Below are 16,684 nucleotides of genomic sequence, written 5' to 3'. Positions count from 1 at the left end.
GGTTCCGTTTCCGGAAAATTAACCATGACCGGCCCAGATTGCCGCGGCAATTAGGCCGAACGGACTCATCCGATCGGCGCGGGAGTGCCGATGTCGAAAAGTTCTGCCCAACTCTCGCAGTACCCCCAACATCACCCGCACGACCATGGACGGGCCTTTCATCGCCGTGCCGCCGCAGTGGCAACCGCGCTTCCCCTTCCGGACACCGACGACGCCTACACCATCGTGCATCACGGCAAGCAGGTTCGCCTGGGACCTGTGGTGTTCTGGATCGTGGTCGGCACTGTCGTGTTGCTCGGGCTCTGGTCGGCCGCAACCGCGACCTATTTCGCCTTCCGCGACGACGTCCTCACCCGGCTGATCGCCCGGCAGGCCGAGATGCAATACGCCTATGAGGACCGCATCGCCGAGCTGCGCGCCAAGGTCGACCGCACCACTAGCCGGCAGCTGCTCGACCAGGAGCAGTTCGACCAGAAGCTCGACCAGATCATGAAGCGCCAGACGGCGCTGGAGTCCCGTGCCACGGCGCTCGGGTCCATGCCGGACGTGACCGGATCGATTCCACGTTCCACCCCGCAGCGTGGCGATGCCAGCCAGACGACGCAGGGCACGCCAAAGCCCTCGCCGATCAGCGACACCGTGATCTTCGTGGCGCCGCCGGATCGCGAAGCGCGGCTCGAATCGCGCGCGCCGACCCTCGCAGCTCCGCCCGTCAATCAATTCGCCAAGAACCAGGGGTTCGACAACGTCGTCGTTCGGCTCACGACCTCGCTGGACCAGGTCGAGCGTCGCCAGATGGCGGCGCTCAACGCCGTCGAGGAAGGCATGGATTCGCGCATGCGCCGGATGCGCGGCGTCGTCAGCGATCTCGGCCTGAACCTCGCAAATCTCGAAGCCGCCGTGCCGCGCACCGCGATGGGCGGGCCGTTCGTGCCTGTTAAAATCACCGCCAGTTCGGGGCCGTTCGAGAAGCAGCTCTATCGCATCAACAACACCCGAGCCGAGATGGACCGGCTCAATCGCACGCTCGCGCTCGTGCCCTATCGCAAGCCCGTCATCGGCGAGGTCGAGTTCACCTCCGGCTTCGGCGTGCGCAGCGATCCGTTCCTCGGCCGGCCCGCGATGCATACCGGGCTCGACTTCCGCGCCGCGAGCGGCGATCCCGTTCGCGTCACCGCCAACGGCAAGGTCGTCTCGGCCGGCTGGTCCGGCGGCTACGGCCGCATGATCGAGGTCGATCACGGCAATGGCCTTGCGACGCGCTACGGCCATCTCTCCGAGATCAATGTCCGGGTCGGCGAGATCGTTAGAATCGGCCAGGTCGTTGGTCTCGTCGGGTCGACCGGCCGTTCCACCGGGCCGCATCTGCACTATGAAACCCGGATCGACGGCGAAGCGGTCGATCCGCAGAAGTTCTTGCGCGCCGGCGTGCGACTCAGCGCGGGCTAGGCTCGTTGAGAGCGCGCTCGTCTCGTCCCAGGTTTACATGGCGGAACTTCGGAGTTCCATCCGCGTTAGGTCGCAGGTCCTCAATGGCGCGATCTTCTGATGCAACAGATCCATACGAAAGCTCGTCCGGCCAAGGGCAAAGCGGACCAGCCACGTAACAACGCGGCTCAACTCTTCAGCGATATTGCTAACCGAACATCTCAAGCGGCCGGGCGAGCGCTGACATTCATGATTGCAGCCGGCATCATCCTGGTTTGGGCGGTCACCGGTCCCATCTTCCATTACTCCGACACATGGCAGTTGGTGATCAACACCGGCACCACCATCGTGACATTCCTGATGGTCTTCCTGATTCAGAATTCCCAGAATCGCGATAGCGCGGCCATTCAGGTGAAGCTCGACGAACTGATCCGGGTGAGCGCGGTGCAAAATTCCTTCGTGGGAATTGAGCATTTGACCGACGACGAGCTCGACGAGATCCGCACCAAATGTGAGCTTCGCGCCAAGGCCGAAAAGGTCGGAGACGAGACAGTCAAGAATACCGGCAAGAAGGCGAAACGCGCCGCCGATCTCGTCACCGAATAAGCGGACGGATGCCGGGAACGACGAGGTGCGCAGCTTCGTTCGCAATCGCAACGCTTCGGCAGGCTCGCCCCGTCTTCATCACACCAGGCAACTGGCCCGCCGCGGAGCCAGCCCTGACTATTGGCCGCGCTCGTGGCCGACCTCACCGGTGATGACGTCGCCGAACAACTCCCAAGCCTGGCCGTTGAAGCGCATCAGCTGCATCTGCTCGATCGGAAAATAATCGTCGGCCGAAGTGTTGACCATGATCCCGGGCAGCATCAGGTCGGTGTGAAAATCCTTCAGGCTGGTGGCCTGCTTCATCACGTTGTCACGGGTGAGATTGTCGCCGCACTGCCTCAGCACCTGCGCCATCGCCTCCGCCTGGACGTAGCCATAAAGGTTGTTGGCGTTGGTCTTGTCCCCTTCGGGATAGTACTTATCCATGAAGGTGCGCCACGCGACGACCGCCGGATCCTTGTCCCAGGTCGGGTCGGTCGGATCCTTCAAATATGCTGTCGAGATGATATCCTTGGCACAGTCGAGCCCGGCGGGCTTGAGCACCGAGGCGATCGAGGTAGCCGTATTGGCGAGGAAGAATTTTGGCTTCCAGCCGAGCTCGCCGACCTTCCGGATCGCCTGTGCCGAGCCTTTCGGCGCGGCCCATGAGAAGAAGATGTCGGCGCCGGAATCGTGAAGCGCAACGATCTGCGAGTCGATCGAGGGATCGCTGACCTCATAGGATTTGTCGGCGATGATCATATCGGCCTTGTCGCCGAGTCCGTCCTTCAAGCCCTTGAACTGGTCCTTGCCGGCGTCGTCGTTTTGCCAAAGAACGGCGATCTTGCTGTTCGGAAAGTTGTCGCGGATATACTTCGCGTAGATCCGCCCCTCGCTCTGGTAGTTCGGCTGGAAGCCCATGGTCCAAGGGAAATTCTTGGGGTCGCCGAATTTGGTGCCGCCGGAGGCGACGAAGAGCTGCGGCACCTTCTTGGCGTTCATGTATTTCATGATGGCGGAGTTCGAAGGCGTGCCGAGCGGCTGGAAGATCAGCAACACCTCGTCGCTCTCCACCAGCTTGCGCGCCTGCTCGATCGCCTTTGGCGGCGAATATGCGTCGTCATAGCTGATGAAATTGATCTTGCGCCCGTTGATGCCGCCCTGATCGTTGATCATCTTGAAAAACGCTGCCTCGGTCTTGCCGATCACGCCATAGGACGACGCCGGCCCGCTATAGGGCATGATATTGCCGAGCTTGATTTCGGTGTCGGTGGCGCCGGGGTCGTATTTTTTCTGCGCCAGGGCCGGTGTCGTGACGAGCGCGCCGGCAGCTAGAATGGCGAGGGCAGCAAGGCTATTGCGACGACCCGGCATCGTTCTCTCCCCTGTGTTTTATAGTCTTGTTTTGCTGAGAGTGTCGCAAGGTGGCTCTCTGCTGGCAAGCGCCACGATTTTCCGTAAGATGAAACGGCGGCTCTGGAACTATGTGCCGCGCCGCAGCAGGTTCAGAACGCGCCCGTCGATCACCAGCAATGCGCTGCCGATCACGATGGCGCCCGCGATCTCTCGCATCGAGATCGGCTCGCCCAGCACAAGCCATCCCAGAAGAATGGCGGTGACGGGAATGAGCAGTGTCACCAGCATCACATTGGTCGCGCCCGACCGCCGCAGGATCTGGAAGAAGACGATATAGGCGAGCGCCGTCGACAGGCCGGCAAGGCCGAGCACCGCGAGCCAAATCGTCACGCCCGGCAGCGGGAGACGCCACGGCTGCTCCGCTGCGCCGGCCACGATCGCCATCATCACCGTGGAAGCCATCAGTTGATATGCTGCCGTCCCCAGCGGCGGGGAGTCCTTCAACAACCGGCGCGCCGCCAGCGCCGCGAAGCCATAGCTGAAGGCGCCGCCGAGGCAGAGCAGGATGCCCAGCCCCTGCCCCGCCCGTGTCTCGACACCCCATCCGTGCAGGATGATCACGCCGGCGAGGCCCAGTGCTACGCCGGCGACGCGGCGGAGCCGTAAGGCCTCTTCGCCCGCCGCGGCCATCACGATCACCGTGAACAGCGGCGTGGTGGCATTCAGGACCGACGCCAGCCCGCTTGGAATGAAAGTCTGGCCGATCACGATCAGCGAGAACGGGATGACGTTGTTGAGGAGCCCCATCGCGACGAATGGTTTCCAGCCGGCGATGCCCTTGGGAAAGGCGATGCCCTGAAAACGGAGCAGCGGCAGCAGAAGGGCTGAACCAAGTGCAACGCGCATAAACACCAGCGTGAGCGGCGGCAATTCCCGCAGCGCCGCGCCGTTGAAGAAGAACGAGCCGCCCCAGAGCGCCGAGAGCACAGCGAGCAGCGACCAGTCGCGCGCGTCGATACGGTTGTCGATCGGGGACATGGCGTCTCACAGCGATGGTCCGACCTGCTAGGACTGCGCGACCAAAATTGCCACCCGATTTCCGGGTAAAGGGCGAGATTCAGGATCGATCGCGACTTCGCGCGTCAACCGCGATATCCGCAACCACCGCCCCAACGACCAGAACACCGCCAACAAGGGCGTGGACGGCAGGTACCTCCCGAAAGGTAATCCAGATCCAGAACGGCATCAGCGGCGTTTCCAGCGTCGCAATCAGGGAAGCCTGGCTCGACGGCAGGAGGCGCGAGCCGAGCATGTAGAATGTCAGCCCCAGCGCCACCTGAAAGCAGCCGAACATCGCGAGGATCGCGAGGTTGGCGCTGTCGATATGGACGAGGTCGTGCGCAAACGGAAGGCTGACGAGGCTTCCCAGGAAATTCGACAACGCCGCCGCTGCCACCATCGATGTCTCCTGGTAGCGTCGGATCACAACCGTCATCGCCGAGATGGCGAGTACCATGAGGCAGCTCAGCGCCACGCCTCCAACATCAGCCCCGGCTTCGATGCCTCCGACCGTGATGGCGACGCCGCCAAAGGCAACGAGGCTCGCGATCAGGGTACGCCATGTTACGGCTTCGCCAAGCCACAGCCACGCCAGCGCCGCGGCCACGAAAGGCTGCGTGGAGATCAGCACAGCCACATTCATCACCTTGGTCATCTGGAGCGCGGGGATGAAGGAAACCATGCCGAGCGTGGACAATGAGGCGACGAGCAAGCCGCCGCGTCCCGGCGCCACCAATTGCCGCAGCGCGCCGCGTCCCTGCATCACGACGAGAAACACCGAGATCAGACTGCCGCCGAACACGCCGCGCCAGAACAGAATGGTCCAGGGATCGAACGGCAACAGACGTGTGAAGAACGGCGCCGTGCTCCAGGCAATCGCAGCTAATATGACGAGGGCAATGCCGAGACCGCGTTCCGAACGAGGCTGCCCCATGTCGATGCGGCCGCTAGGACGGTTTCTTCGGCCGCGACACCAGTTCGATCATCTTGCCTTCGTCGTCGTCAGGCATCGCGGCTTTCGCTTGCGCGTAGGCTTCCACCGCGGCGCGCGCGACCAGCGGCTTGTCGGCCAGCAGGCTCTCGGCGAGCTTCACCGCGTAGGCGGCATCCTTGTGCCGCAGCGCTGCCGTGAATGTCGCGCCGGAGAAATCGCGGGAGACCATGCGCTTGGAATGACGCTGCACCTGCGGGCTCGCGGCCACGCCCGCCTGAATCGACTCCAGCACGAGGTTCATGTCGAGCCCGGCCTGCTCGGCAATGGCAAGCCCCTCGGCGAGGCCGGCGATCTGGATCGCGCCCATCAGATTGTTGATCAGCTTGTAGACCGTGCCGGAGCCGACCGCGCCGAAATGGCGGATGGTCGAGCCGATCGGCGTCAGATAAGGCCGCGCGCGTTCGAGATCGGCGGCATCGGCACCAACGAGCAACGTCAGCTTTCCGCTCGCGGCCGCATCCGGCAATCCCGTCACGGGGCAATCGATATAGATCAGCCCGCGAGCGTTCATCTCGCGGCCCATCTCGCGCGCATGGTCATAGGAGACGGTGGAGCATTCGATCGCAATGGTGCCGGCCTTCGCGGTCTTGGCTGCGCCCTCGGGCCCGAGCCAGACCGCACGCGAGGCCTCATCATCGGCGACCATGGTCACGACGGCGTCGGCGTCGATCGCCGCGTCCTCAGGCGAGGTCGCCCAGAGCGCGCCGCGCGCGATCAGGTCTTCCGCTTTTGTTTTACTGCGATTCCACAGCGTCACCGTGAAGCCAGCATCGAGATAGCGGCCGGCCATGCCATGGCCCATCCGCCCAAGCCCGATGAAGGCGATCCGGGGCATCAGTCGACGTCCTCGATGTCGGCGCCGGGAGTGCCGAAGGCGCGCTGCGCCAGGGTCGCGGCCATGAAGTCGTCGAGATCGCCACCGAGCACGCCTGATGTGTCGGAGGTCTGCACACCCGTGCGCAGGTCCTTCACCATCTGGTAGGGCTGGAGCACGTAAGAGCGGATCTGGTGGCCCCAGCCGATGTCGGTTTTGGCGGCCTGGTCGGCGGCGGCCTTCTCTTCGCGCCGCTTCAGCTCGATCTGGTAAAGCCGCGCGCGCAGCATGTCCCAGGCCTGCGCCTTGTTCTTGTGCTGCGAGCGGCCGGCCTGGCAGACCACGGCGACACCGGTCGGGATATGCGTCAGCCGCACCGCGGACTCGGTCTTGTTGACGTGCTGGCCGCCGGCACCACCGGAGCGCATGGTGTCGACGCGGACGTCGGATTCCTTGATGTCGATCTTGATGGTGTCGTCGATCACCGGAAACACAGCAACGGACGAGAACGAGGTGTGCCGCCGCGCGTTGGAATCGAACGGCGAGATCCGCACCAGGCGGTGCACGCCCGCCTCGGTCTTCAGCCAGCCATAGGCATTGTGGCCGGAGACCTGGATGGTCGCGGACTTGATGCCGGCCTCTTCGCCCTCGGACTCTTCCAGCACCTCGACCTTGAAGCTGTGGGTTTCGGCCCAGCGCGAGTACATGCGAAGCAGCATCTGGGCCCAGTCCTGGCTTTCGGTGCCACCGGCGCCGGCATGCACTTCGAGATAGGAATCGAAACTATCCGCCTCGCCCGACAGCAACGCCTCGAGCTCGCGCCGGGCGACTTCCTTCTTGAGGGTCTTGAGCGCGGCTTCGGCTTCCTTGACAACGCCCTCATCGCCCTCGGCTTCGCCGAGCTCGATCATGCCGATGTCGTCTTCGAGCTCCTGCTCGACCTTGCCGATGCCGGAGAGCGCATCCTCAAGCGAGGTGCGCTCCTGCATCAATTTCTGGGCTTTCTGGGGATCGTTCCAGAGATTGGGATCTTCTGCGAGCTTGTTCAGCTCAGCGAGGCGCGCCGTCGATTTCTCGACGTCAAAGATGCCTCCTCAGCAGCCCGACAGACTGCTTGATCTCTTCTACCAACCGTTCGATTTCGGCGCGCATGTGGTTCTCTGGTCTCGCGGAATTTTTCCGCGTCTAATGACAACGGGATGTAGCGGCGGCGGCTGCAAAGCGCAACCGCCGCGGCGACGAACGTCTGTCTTGTCCTAAGCCTTAGTACAGCCCGCCGGTGCCCGGCCGCATGAAGAAACCGGAATCCGGCTGCTGCTGCTGCGACGCCGGCACGCCGCCTCGCCCATCGGCATCGGCAACGCCGATGACGGAGTAGTTATCCGGCGGCGCCGTGCCCGGCTTGAAGGCTTCGAGAATGGTTCCGCCGGTCTCGCCCGGACCGGCGCGCATGCCGGACTTGGCGACGACCCGCACCAGCTTGATGCCGGCCGGCACCTTGAACGGGACCGCGGGCTTGTCGGCGAGCGCGAGCTGGAGGAAGTCGCGTGCGATGGGAGCTGCGAGATGGCCGCCGGTCGCGGCGTTGCCCTTGCCGAGCGGACGCGGTTTGTCATAGCCCATATAGATGGCAACGGCGACGTCGGGCGAGAAGCCGACGAACCAGGCGTCCTTGGCCTCGTTGGTGGTGCCGGTCTTGCCGGCGATCGGCTTGCCGACCTGCTTGACCACGGTCGCGGTACCGGCCTGGACCACGCCTTCCATCAGCTCGGTGATCTGATAGGCGGTCATGGAATCCAGCACCTGCTCGCGGCGGTCGATCAGCTGCGGCTCGTTCTGGTTCTTCCAGCCGCCGGGCGCGTCACAGCCACGGCATTCGCGCTGGTCGTGCTTGAAGATGGTGTGGCCGTAGCGATCCTGGATGCGGTCGATCAGGGTCGGCTTCACCCGGCGGCCGCCATTGGCGAGCATCGAATAGGCCGTGACCATGCGCATCGCCGTGGTCTCGCCGGCGCCGAGCGCGTAGGACAGATAGTTCGGCAGTTCGTCATAGACACCGAAGCGGCGGGCATATTCGCCGATCAAGGGCATGCCGATGTCCTGGGCGAGGCGCACCGTCACCGTGTTGAGCGACTGCCGCAATGCGTTGCGCAGCGTCACCGGCCCCTGGAATTTGCCCGAGGAGAAGTTTTCAGGCCGCCACACGCCCGCGCCCTGGCCTTGATCGATTTCGATCGGGGCGTCGAGCACGACAGTCGAAGGCGTATAGCCGTTGTCGAGCGCAGCCGAATAGACGATCGGCTTGAACGACGAACCGGGCTGCCGATAGGCCTGCGTGGCGCGGTTGAACTGGCTCTGGTCGAACGAGAAGCCGCCGACCATCGCCAGCACGCGACCGGTCCAGGGGTCCATCACCACCATCGCGCCGGACACTTCCGGGATCTGGCGCAGCCGGTACTGCCCTTCGACAGGCTGGGCGTCCTTGTACAGCGGATCGGCGTAGATCACGTCGCCGGGCTGGAGCACCTGCGACACCGCACTCGCCGCCCTGCCCTTCGCAGCCCCCGAGGCCGCTCTTGCCCATTTGATACCGTCGAGCGTGATGAGGCCGGTCTCGCGCTGCTTGCTCACGGCGCCGCCGAGTTCGCGGCTCGGCTGGAAGCCGATGCGCGCCGACTGGTCGCTGGTCTCCAGCACCACCGCCATGCGCCACGGCGAGATATCGGACAGAGACTTGATTTCGGCGAGCTTCACGCCCCAGTCGCCCGAAATGTCGAGCTTGCTGATTGCGCCGCGATAGCCCTGCTGCTCGTCATAGTTGACGAGACCGGCGACCATGGTCTTGCGCGCCATGACCTGAATCTTGGGATCGAGCGTGGTGCGGACCGAAAGGCCGCCCTCATACAGCTTCTTCTCGCCATAGCGCTCGAAGATGTCGCGGCGCACTTCCTCGGCGAAATATTCGCCGGCGAAGGTGTGGGCGCCGTTGGAACGGCTGGTAACGGCCAGCGGCTCCTTGCGCGCCTTGTCGGCGTCGGCCTGCTTGACCCAGCCGTTCTCAACCAGACGATCGATCACGTAGTTGCGGCGCTCGATGGCGCGGTCGCGGTTGCGGACAGGATGCAGCGTCGCGGGCATCTTCGGCAGCGCCGCGAGATAGGACGCTTCCGCGACGGTCAGCTCATTCACCGACTTGTCGAAATAAACCAGCGACGCAGCCGCGATTCCGTAGGCACCTAAGCCCAGATAGATTTCATTCAGATACAGCTCGAGGATCTTGTCCTTCGAGTAGGTCTTCTCGATCCGCATCGCCAGCAAGGCTTCCTTGATCTTGCGCGCGAAGGAGACCTCGTTGGTCAGAAGGAAGTTCTTGGCGACCTGCTGGGTGATCGTGGAAGCGCCCTGCGGACGGCGGTTGGAGCCGTAGTTCTGGATGTAGACCACGCCGGCGCGCGCCATGCCGGTGTAGTCGATGCCACCATGCTCGTAGAAATTCTTGTCCTCGGCCGCGAGGAAGGCGTTGATCACGAGTTTCGGCACCGCCTGGATCGGCAGGTACAGCCGCCGCTCCTTGGCGTATTCGCCGAGCAGCGAGCCGTCGGTCGCGTGCACGCGGGTCATCACCGGCGGCTCGTAATCCTGAAGCTGAGAGTAGTCAGGCAAGTCCTTGGAGAAATGCCAGATCAGGCCTGCGACGGCACCCACCCCGACAAGGAACAACACCGTTCCCGCGGCGAACAGGAAGCCCATGAACCGCACCAGCAAGCGCATTATCTGTTTATCCGTTCAAACTCTGGATCAGCCCAAGATCAGCCCTGGCACCAGAAACAGGCACCAAACCATCGCGAATTCACCGGCTTTACTCAATACTATTAGTGCCGGACTCAAGGCGCTTGCCGAGCGGGATTCTCGCCGATTCCGGAACCCCCTGCGGCGTTTTTATAAAGCGCCCGCTGTGGCCAAACTAGGGCTTTTGCGGCGGGACGGAAAATCACTCTCAATTCAACGATCCCCGGGTCGTCAACTGGACGATCGCCCGGTCGTCAATTCGACGATCCGGCCGTGGCCATCCGTTTGGCCAAAAACCCGTCGATCGCCTGCGCCATCGAGCCCACGGCACGCGACCGCCATCCCTCGGAGACCAGATGCTCGAGGTCGCCCTTGTTGGAGACATAGCCGATCTCGACCAGGACCGACGGCACGTCGGGCGCCTTCAGCACCCGGAAGCCGGCTGACTTCAGGGGATGCTTGTGCATCCGCACCGTCGACTTCATTTCGCCCATCAACAGGCGAGCAAAACGGCTTGAAAAGGTACGGGTTTCCCGCTGGGTGAGATCGATCAGGATGTCGGCGACATCGGTCGGCTCCTCCGCGAGGTTGAAGCCGGCGATGGCGTCCGCCCGGTTCTCCGCATCCGCCAGCCGCTGCGCCTCGGCGTCGGAGGCCTTGTCGGACAACGTGTAGATGGTCGCGCCCTGCGCATCGCCCTCGGCGCGCGGCAGCGCGTCGGCATGGATCGAGACGAACAACGCCGCCTTGAGGCTGCGGGCGACTTTGACCCGGTCGTTGAGCGGGATGAAGGTGTCGTCGTCTCGGGTCATCACCACGCGATATTTGCCGGTCTTTTCCAGCCGTTCGCGCAGCGCCAGGCCAAAGGCCAGCACCAGATTCTTCTCGCTATCGCCGCTCGACTGCGTGCCGTTGTCGATGCCGCCATGGCCGGGATCGATGACGACGACCGCGCGGCCATCGGCCTTCTGCCCGGCTTCAGGGTGGGCAGATGCGGGAACCGTCGCGGGCGGCGGATCGGCAATAGCCGGCCGCAGCTCAGGACGGTTTTCCGGAGCCAGCGACGGCACGAAGGCGGTGCGCTCGACCTCCTCCATTTCGAGCACCAGCCGCGCCGGCTGGCCGTTGGCAGCCTCCACCACGTAGGAATTGGCGATCTTGGCCGGGCCCGTCAGGTCGAACACGATTCGGGAGCCGCCGGGCATCACAAGCCCATAGCGGAAGGCCTTGACCAGTCCGCGTCCGCCGGACCCGGTCCCGGCGGGAAGTTGAAAATTGACCTGGGGAACGTCAACCACCACCCGATACGGGTCGGCCAGAGTGACTGCGCGGAAGCTAACGGTCTGATCGATGTCGAGGACAAAGCGAGTCTGCCTGCCGTCCCCGGCCAGTCGGGCGGCCCAGGCCGTTGGGAAATTCGCTGATGCAACAGGGAGTTGAGGCTGACTTTCCGCGGCCTTCAGGCGCGAGGAATCAGCACACGGCAATGCCGCCGCGCAGAGCAGCACGCATCCCAGCAGGATCCTTTGATTTGCGCGGCTCGCCACCGATTCCGTGCCTCCGAGCAGCCTCTTTAACGCAATAGAACCACAGGGTTAAACGATCCTTAATGACAGACACGCGAAACTCGCTGACTGTGACCGCCGTGCGACGCTCCTTGCACGGATGGCCCAATCCACGTATGTACGGAATGCTGACGGCCGATATTTCCGGTTGTGTCGCATTCAGCCTCCCGGTGCAGCGCCGGAACTCTCAAGGTTTGGGAATTCCAGCGTTTTTCCGTTCCCCTCTAAGTCCAGCGCGGTGCGCGGCAGCAAGGTGGAGCGGGGCAAGCCCCGGCGGCGGAACGGTCCTCGGTTACCAACACGTTTCCGGGACGGTTCTGACAGCGGCGCAACCCGTTACCCGGTCCCTTAATCCCAAGGGAGCGGTTCGTAATACCCCAAGGCGAGCGCGCTCGCGCCATGCCTGGCCAACAGCAACTGATTGAGGGGCGGCCCCGCCGCCCAATGTTTCATACGGGCCGACGCTTGATGCGCCAGACTGTGCCGACCAATTCTGAAGGACCATTCGCGACGCTGCGGAGTGACAATTCCGCGCGCCGCTTCGGTCCTCCGGCTTTCGGTTCGGCAAGGCGCGAGAGACGGTGTTTCGGCCTTCCCCTCACCCCCGAATCAGGTGGACCGTCGCGTCACCCGGCAGCGCTGATGGCGCCCACGGTGAATCGCGCCCGCCGCCGCCAAGAGTTAAGACATGCCCAACAAGATGTTGATCGATGCCACCCACCCGGAAGAGACCCGGGTCGTCGTGGTCCGCGGCAATCGCGTCGAAGAGTTTGATTTCGAGACCGCGCAACGCAAGCAACTGCGCGGGAATATCTACCTCGCCAAGGTCACAAGGGTCGAACCCTCGCTCCAGGCCGCTTTCGTCGAATATGGCGGCAACCGCCACGGCTTCCTCGCCTTCAGCGAAATCCATCCCGACTACTACCAGATTCCGGTTGCCGACCGGCAGGCGCTGATCGAAGCCGAGGAGCAGGCCCATCGCGAGGCCGAGGAAGAGAGCGAGAACCGCTCCCAGGGCCGCCGCCGCTCCCGCCACCGCAATTCCCGCCGCCGTAGCCATGGCGAGCGCGTCCGCAGCGAGGTCGTCGAAGGCGATCCCGCGGCCCGGCAGGTCCAGGGCGAGGCCCTGCCTGAGGGCGCTTCGCACGAGGGCGAGCACCTGCACGCCGACGCAGAGCATCACGGCGAGCACGAAGGCCACGATCATCACGGCCACGAAGCACATGACCACGAAGGGCATGACCACGACGACCATCATCATGCCCATGGTGACGATCATCACGCGCACGATCATCACGACCACGATCATCATGGCGAGCACGATCATCACGACCATGATCATGCCGACGAGACACCGGCGCCTGTCGCGGCGATCGGCGCCGAGCCCGCGGTCGCCACCGAGGCCGTTGCCGAGCCGGAGGAGTTTGCCTCCGACGCGCACGCTCACGATCTTGCCGAGGCCGTGACATCGGCTACTGAGCCTGCCGACGCCGTGTACGCCGCAGGTGAGAGTGCGCAGGCTCCGCATCACGACTCCGAAGCGACGGCCGAGGATGACGACGAAGACGAGGACGACGAGGAAGCCGAAGAGGACGTCGTTGAATCCGTCGGCGGCGACGATGTGCTGGAGGAAGTGCCGGAGCGCACCTTCCGTCCCCGCCGCCAGTACAAGATCCAGGAAGTCATCAAGCGTCGCCAGGTGATGCTGGTGCAGGTCGTCAAGGAAGAGCGCGGCAACAAGGGCGCGGCGCTGACGACCTACCTCTCACTCGCCGGCCGTTATGCCGTCTTGATGCCGAACACCGCGCGCGGCGGCGGCATCAGCCGCAAGATCACGAGCGCGCAGGACCGTTCGCGCCTGAAGGAAGTGGTGCAGGATCTCGACGTACCCGAGGGCATGGGGATCATTCTGCGCACGGCGGGTGCCGCCCGCACCAAGCCCGAGATCAAGCGCGATTTCGAGTACCTGATCCGCATGTGGGAGACGGTGCGCGACATGACGCTGAAGTCGCAGGCCCCGACCCTCGTCTACGAGGAAGGCTCGCTGATCAAGCGCTCGCTGCGCGACCTCTACAATAAGGAGATCGACGAGATCCAGGTGGCGGGCGATGCCGGCTATCGCGAAGCGCGCGACTTCATGAAGATGTTGATGCCCGCCAATGTGAGCGCGGTGAGGCAGTATCGCGACGGCCAGCCGCTGTTCTCGCGGATGGGCGTCGAAAGCCAGCTGGATGCGATGTTCTCGCCGACCGTACAGTTGCGCTCCGGCGGCTACATCGTGATCAACCAGACCGAAGCGCTGGTCTCGATCGACGTCAACTCCGGCCGTTCGACGCGCGAGCATCATATCGAAGACACCGCGCTCAAGACCAATCTCGAGGCCTCCGAGGAGGTTGCGCGTCAGCTTCGGTTGCGCGACCTCGCCGGCCTGATCGTCATCGACTTCATCGACATGGACGAGAAGCGCAACAACCGCGCGGTCGAACGCAAGCTGTCCGATTGCCTCCGGCAGGACCGCGCGCGGATCCAGGTCGGACGCATCTCGCATTTCGGCCTGCTCGAGATGTCACGCCAGCGCATCCGCGCTAGCGTGCTGGAATCCTCAACCGATCCCTGCACGCATTGCGGCGGCACCGGCCATGTCCGCTCGGTGTCCTCGGTTGCGCTCCAATTGCTGCGCGGCCTCGAAGAGATCCTGATGAAGGGCGCAACCCACAACCTCGTGGTCCGCACCCGCACCGACGTCGCGCTCTATGTGCTGAACCACAAGCGCGGCCATCTGCGCGACCTTGAGAACGGCTTCAAGGTCACGCTGTCGGTCATCGCCGACCCGAGCGTCAGCGGACCGCAGGCCTATGTCATCGACCGCGGCGAGCAGGTGCATACGCTGGAAGCCGCCAAGGCTCTGCTGGCGGCCCAGGCGGCCGCAAGCCCGCCGCCCCTGGTCGAAGAGGCCTATGACGACGAGGAGTTCGATCCGGAGAGCGAATCCGAGGTCGAGACCGAGGAGACCGAAGGTCTCATCGAGGAGCAGACCGCAGGCGACGCCGCTACCGAGCAGGACAGCCAGCGCCGCAAGCGTCGCCGTCGCCGCCGCGGTCGCGGTGGTCCGCGGGACGAGGAGACGCGCGAGGATGGAGCGCCCGCTATTGCCGAGACGGCCATGGCGGCCGGCGAAGGCGAAGAGGATGCCGAGGCCGAACCGGAAGGCGAGGAAGGCGAGGAACAGGCAGCCCGTGGCGAGCAGCAGGGCAGCGCCGATCGCCGTCGCCGGCGTGGTCGCCGTGGTGGCCGCCGCCGTCGCGGTCCTGGCGAGGAAGGTCTCGCCGGCTCCATCAGCGACGAGCTTAGTGCCAATGCGCCGTCGGAAGCCACCAACGCAGTCGCCGATTTCGACAGTTTTGGCGGCGAGGCAGCGCCCTCGATCGCGCAGGCCGAGCACACGTCAGAACCTCAGGTCACCCAGCCTGAGCCGCGGGCCGAAGCACGGATTGAAGCAACGGCCCAGCCTGAGCCGGCTCCTTCGGCCGCGGACGAGGAGCACGCGGACGACAAGGCTGCACGACGCCGTTCGACGGTTCGGGAAAAGGTGAGCTTCCTGTCGAGCAGCCAGAGTGAACCGGCACCGGTTGCACAGGCGGCCGAGCCGGTTGCCCCGCCCACACCCGCTCCGGAGCCCGCGCCCTCAGCGGCAAGCGAAACCTCGCCCGCACCGCGTCGTGCCGGCTGGTGGTCCCGCCGCTTCGGCGGCGGCGAATAGAGCAACAAGATAGTTGAAACCGCCCGGCCAAACCGGGCGGTTTTGATTTGGCGAGGTCAGTTCAATGCAAAGCGCGATCGTCCTCGGCGGCGGCATGATCGGCGTCAGCGCGGCGCTGCACCTGCAGCAGCGTGGCTGGTCCGTCACGCTGATCGACCGCAGAGAGCCGGGCCGAGAGACCAGCTACGGCAATGCCGGCATGATCCAGGCGGAAGCGGTGCGCCCCTACCCGATGCCGCGCGACCTCGCCACGCTCCTGAAGATCGCGACCGGCCGCACCAATGACGTGCGTTACAGCCTGTCTTCGCTTCATCTCCATATCGAGCCCCTGCTTCGCTATTGGTGGCATTCGGCGCCGAAGCGGCATCGTGAGGCGATCGACGCCTGGGCGCGGCTGATCGCCTACGCGACGGCGGAGCACGACATCCTCATTCGCGAAGCCCACGCCGACAATCTGATCCGCCGCGCGGGATACCGGCACCTGCATCGCGACGCAGCTTCGTTCGATCTCGCCGTCAAGGCGGCGGAAGAAGACCAGCGCGAATTCGGCGTGAGGTTTCGTGCGCTCTCGGGCGCCGAGCTCGCCAAGGCCGAACCTGTCCTGCGCGACGACCTGCCCGGCGCGATCCATTGGCTCGACACCTGGACCGTGTCCGATCCCGGCGCGCTGGTCACGGCCTATGCCGATCTGTTCGAGCGCCTCGGCGGCACCATCGTGCTCGGTGATGCCCAAAGCCTGCAGCAGACCGCCACCGGCTGGTCGGTCAAGACAGACCATGGGCGCGTCGACGCCGCCCACGCCGTCGTGACGCTCGGGCCGTGGTCGCCCGATCTCCTGCTCAAATTCGGCTATCGCATCCCGCTGGTGCGCAAGCGCGGCTACCACATGCATTACAGCGGCGGCGCCTCGCTCGATCTGCCGCTGGTCGACAAGGCCGGTGGCTACGCCATGGGTCCGATGGCGAAGGGTCTCCGCATCACCACCGGCGCGGAGCTGACCGGCCTGGACGCGCTGGCAACGCCCGTGCAGCTCGCCAGCGCGGAAGCTTCCGCGCGCGAGCTGATCGACCTCGGCAAGCGGGTCGAGCCCGACCCATGGTTCGGCACCCGCCCCTGCACGCCCGACATGCTGCCGGTGCTCGGCCCCGCCCCACGCCATCCCGGCCTCTGGATGAACTTCGGCCACGGCCACCAGGGCTTTACGCTGGGACCCGCGACCGGGCGCCTGCTCGCGGAGATGATGAGCGGCGAAACGCCCGCGATCGATCCCACGCCGTACCGGCCGGAGCGGTTCTAAGCCCTCGCAGCGAAAGAAAAAGGGCTGATCGAGGATC

Annotated in this window: 12 protein-coding genes; 4 read left to right on the top strand and 8 right to left on the bottom strand. The window is 64.5% G+C overall.

All coding sequences use genetic code 11. The annotated features are described in order from the left end of the window. Positions 1-90: 90 nt before the first annotated feature. Both IVB42_RS39855 and IVB42_RS39850 read left to right on the top strand, forming a co-directional pair. A complete protein-coding gene (locus tag IVB42_RS39855; RefSeq protein WP_198957644.1) occupies positions 91-1,449 on the top strand; it encodes a M23 family metallopeptidase in 1,359 nt (452 codons plus the stop codon). Positions 1,450-1,548: 99 nt separating this feature from the next. Beyond that, positions 1,549-2,034 (top strand): low affinity iron permease family protein, encoded by a 486-nt coding sequence (locus IVB42_RS39850; RefSeq protein WP_026232740.1) that lies wholly within the window; start codon positions 1,549-1,551, stop codon positions 2,032-2,034. Positions 2,035-2,151: 117 nt separating this feature from the next. On the opposite strand, the gene IVB42_RS39845 is transcribed toward IVB42_RS39850, so the two are convergent. The 8 genes from IVB42_RS39845 to IVB42_RS42430 form a co-directional block, all read right to left on the bottom strand. Beyond that, positions 2,152-3,387, bottom strand: a complete 1,236-nt coding sequence (locus tag IVB42_RS39845) for an ABC transporter substrate-binding protein (RefSeq protein WP_247472133.1) — start codon at positions 3,385-3,387, stop codon at positions 2,152-2,154. A gap of 108 nt (positions 3,388-3,495) precedes the next feature. Further along, entirely contained in the window at positions 3,496-4,407 is a 912-nt protein-coding gene (locus IVB42_RS39840; protein ID WP_247371047.1) for a DMT family transporter, read from the bottom strand. Between the two features lie 79 nt (positions 4,408-4,486). After that, positions 4,487-5,362, bottom strand: coding sequence for a DMT family transporter (locus IVB42_RS39835; RefSeq protein WP_247395213.1), 876 nt, complete (start codon positions 5,360-5,362; stop codon positions 4,487-4,489). A 13-nt stretch (positions 5,363-5,375) separates the two neighbouring features. Continuing rightward, positions 5,376-6,257, bottom strand: a complete 882-nt coding sequence (locus tag IVB42_RS39830; protein ID WP_085353511.1) for an NAD(P)-dependent oxidoreductase — start codon at positions 6,255-6,257, stop codon at positions 5,376-5,378. Next, a protein-coding gene (gene prfB, locus IVB42_RS39825) for a peptide chain release factor 2 (protein WP_247395214.1) occupies positions 6,257-7,388 on the bottom strand; the annotation gives its coding sequence in 2 pieces (ribosomal slippage) (positions 6,257-7,318 and positions 7,320-7,388; 1,131 coding nt in all). The genes IVB42_RS39830 and prfB overlap by 1 nt, the downstream gene beginning before the upstream one ends. Positions 7,389-7,499: 111 nt before the next feature. Next, complete coding sequence (locus tag IVB42_RS39820) at positions 7,500-10,007, bottom strand: penicillin-binding protein 1A (RefSeq protein WP_085353514.1); 2,508 nt, start codon at positions 10,005-10,007, stop codon at positions 7,500-7,502. A 272-nt stretch (positions 10,008-10,279) separates the two neighbouring features. Next, positions 10,280-11,572, bottom strand: a complete 1,293-nt coding sequence (locus tag IVB42_RS39815; RefSeq protein ID WP_247395215.1) for an N-acetylmuramoyl-L-alanine amidase — start codon at positions 11,570-11,572, stop codon at positions 10,280-10,282. 616 nt (positions 11,573-12,188) lie between these two features. Next, positions 12,189-13,037, bottom strand: a complete 849-nt coding sequence (locus IVB42_RS42430) for a hypothetical protein (protein ID WP_345946677.1) — start codon at positions 13,035-13,037, stop codon at positions 12,189-12,191. Positions 13,038-13,052: 15 nt separating this feature from the next. On the opposite strand from IVB42_RS42430, the gene IVB42_RS39810 reads away from it, so the two are divergent. Next, positions 13,053-15,350 (top strand): Rne/Rng family ribonuclease, encoded by a 2,298-nt coding sequence (locus tag IVB42_RS39810; RefSeq protein WP_345946678.1) that lies wholly within the window; start codon positions 13,053-13,055, stop codon positions 15,348-15,350. A gap of 64 nt (positions 15,351-15,414) precedes the next feature. Next, positions 15,415-16,647: an FAD-binding oxidoreductase gene (locus IVB42_RS39805; RefSeq protein ID WP_204511082.1), complete on the top strand. Its 1,233-nt coding sequence runs from the start codon at positions 15,415-15,417 to the stop codon at positions 16,645-16,647. Positions 16,648-16,684: the final 37 nt, after the last annotated feature.

It is taken from the genome of Bradyrhizobium sp. 45 (assembly GCF_023073155.1).
Lineage (GTDB): Bacteria > Pseudomonadota > Alphaproteobacteria > Rhizobiales > Xanthobacteraceae > Bradyrhizobium > Bradyrhizobium canariense_D.
Note: the sequence above shows the minus strand (reverse complement) of the source record. Positions and strands in the feature narration are given on the sequence as shown.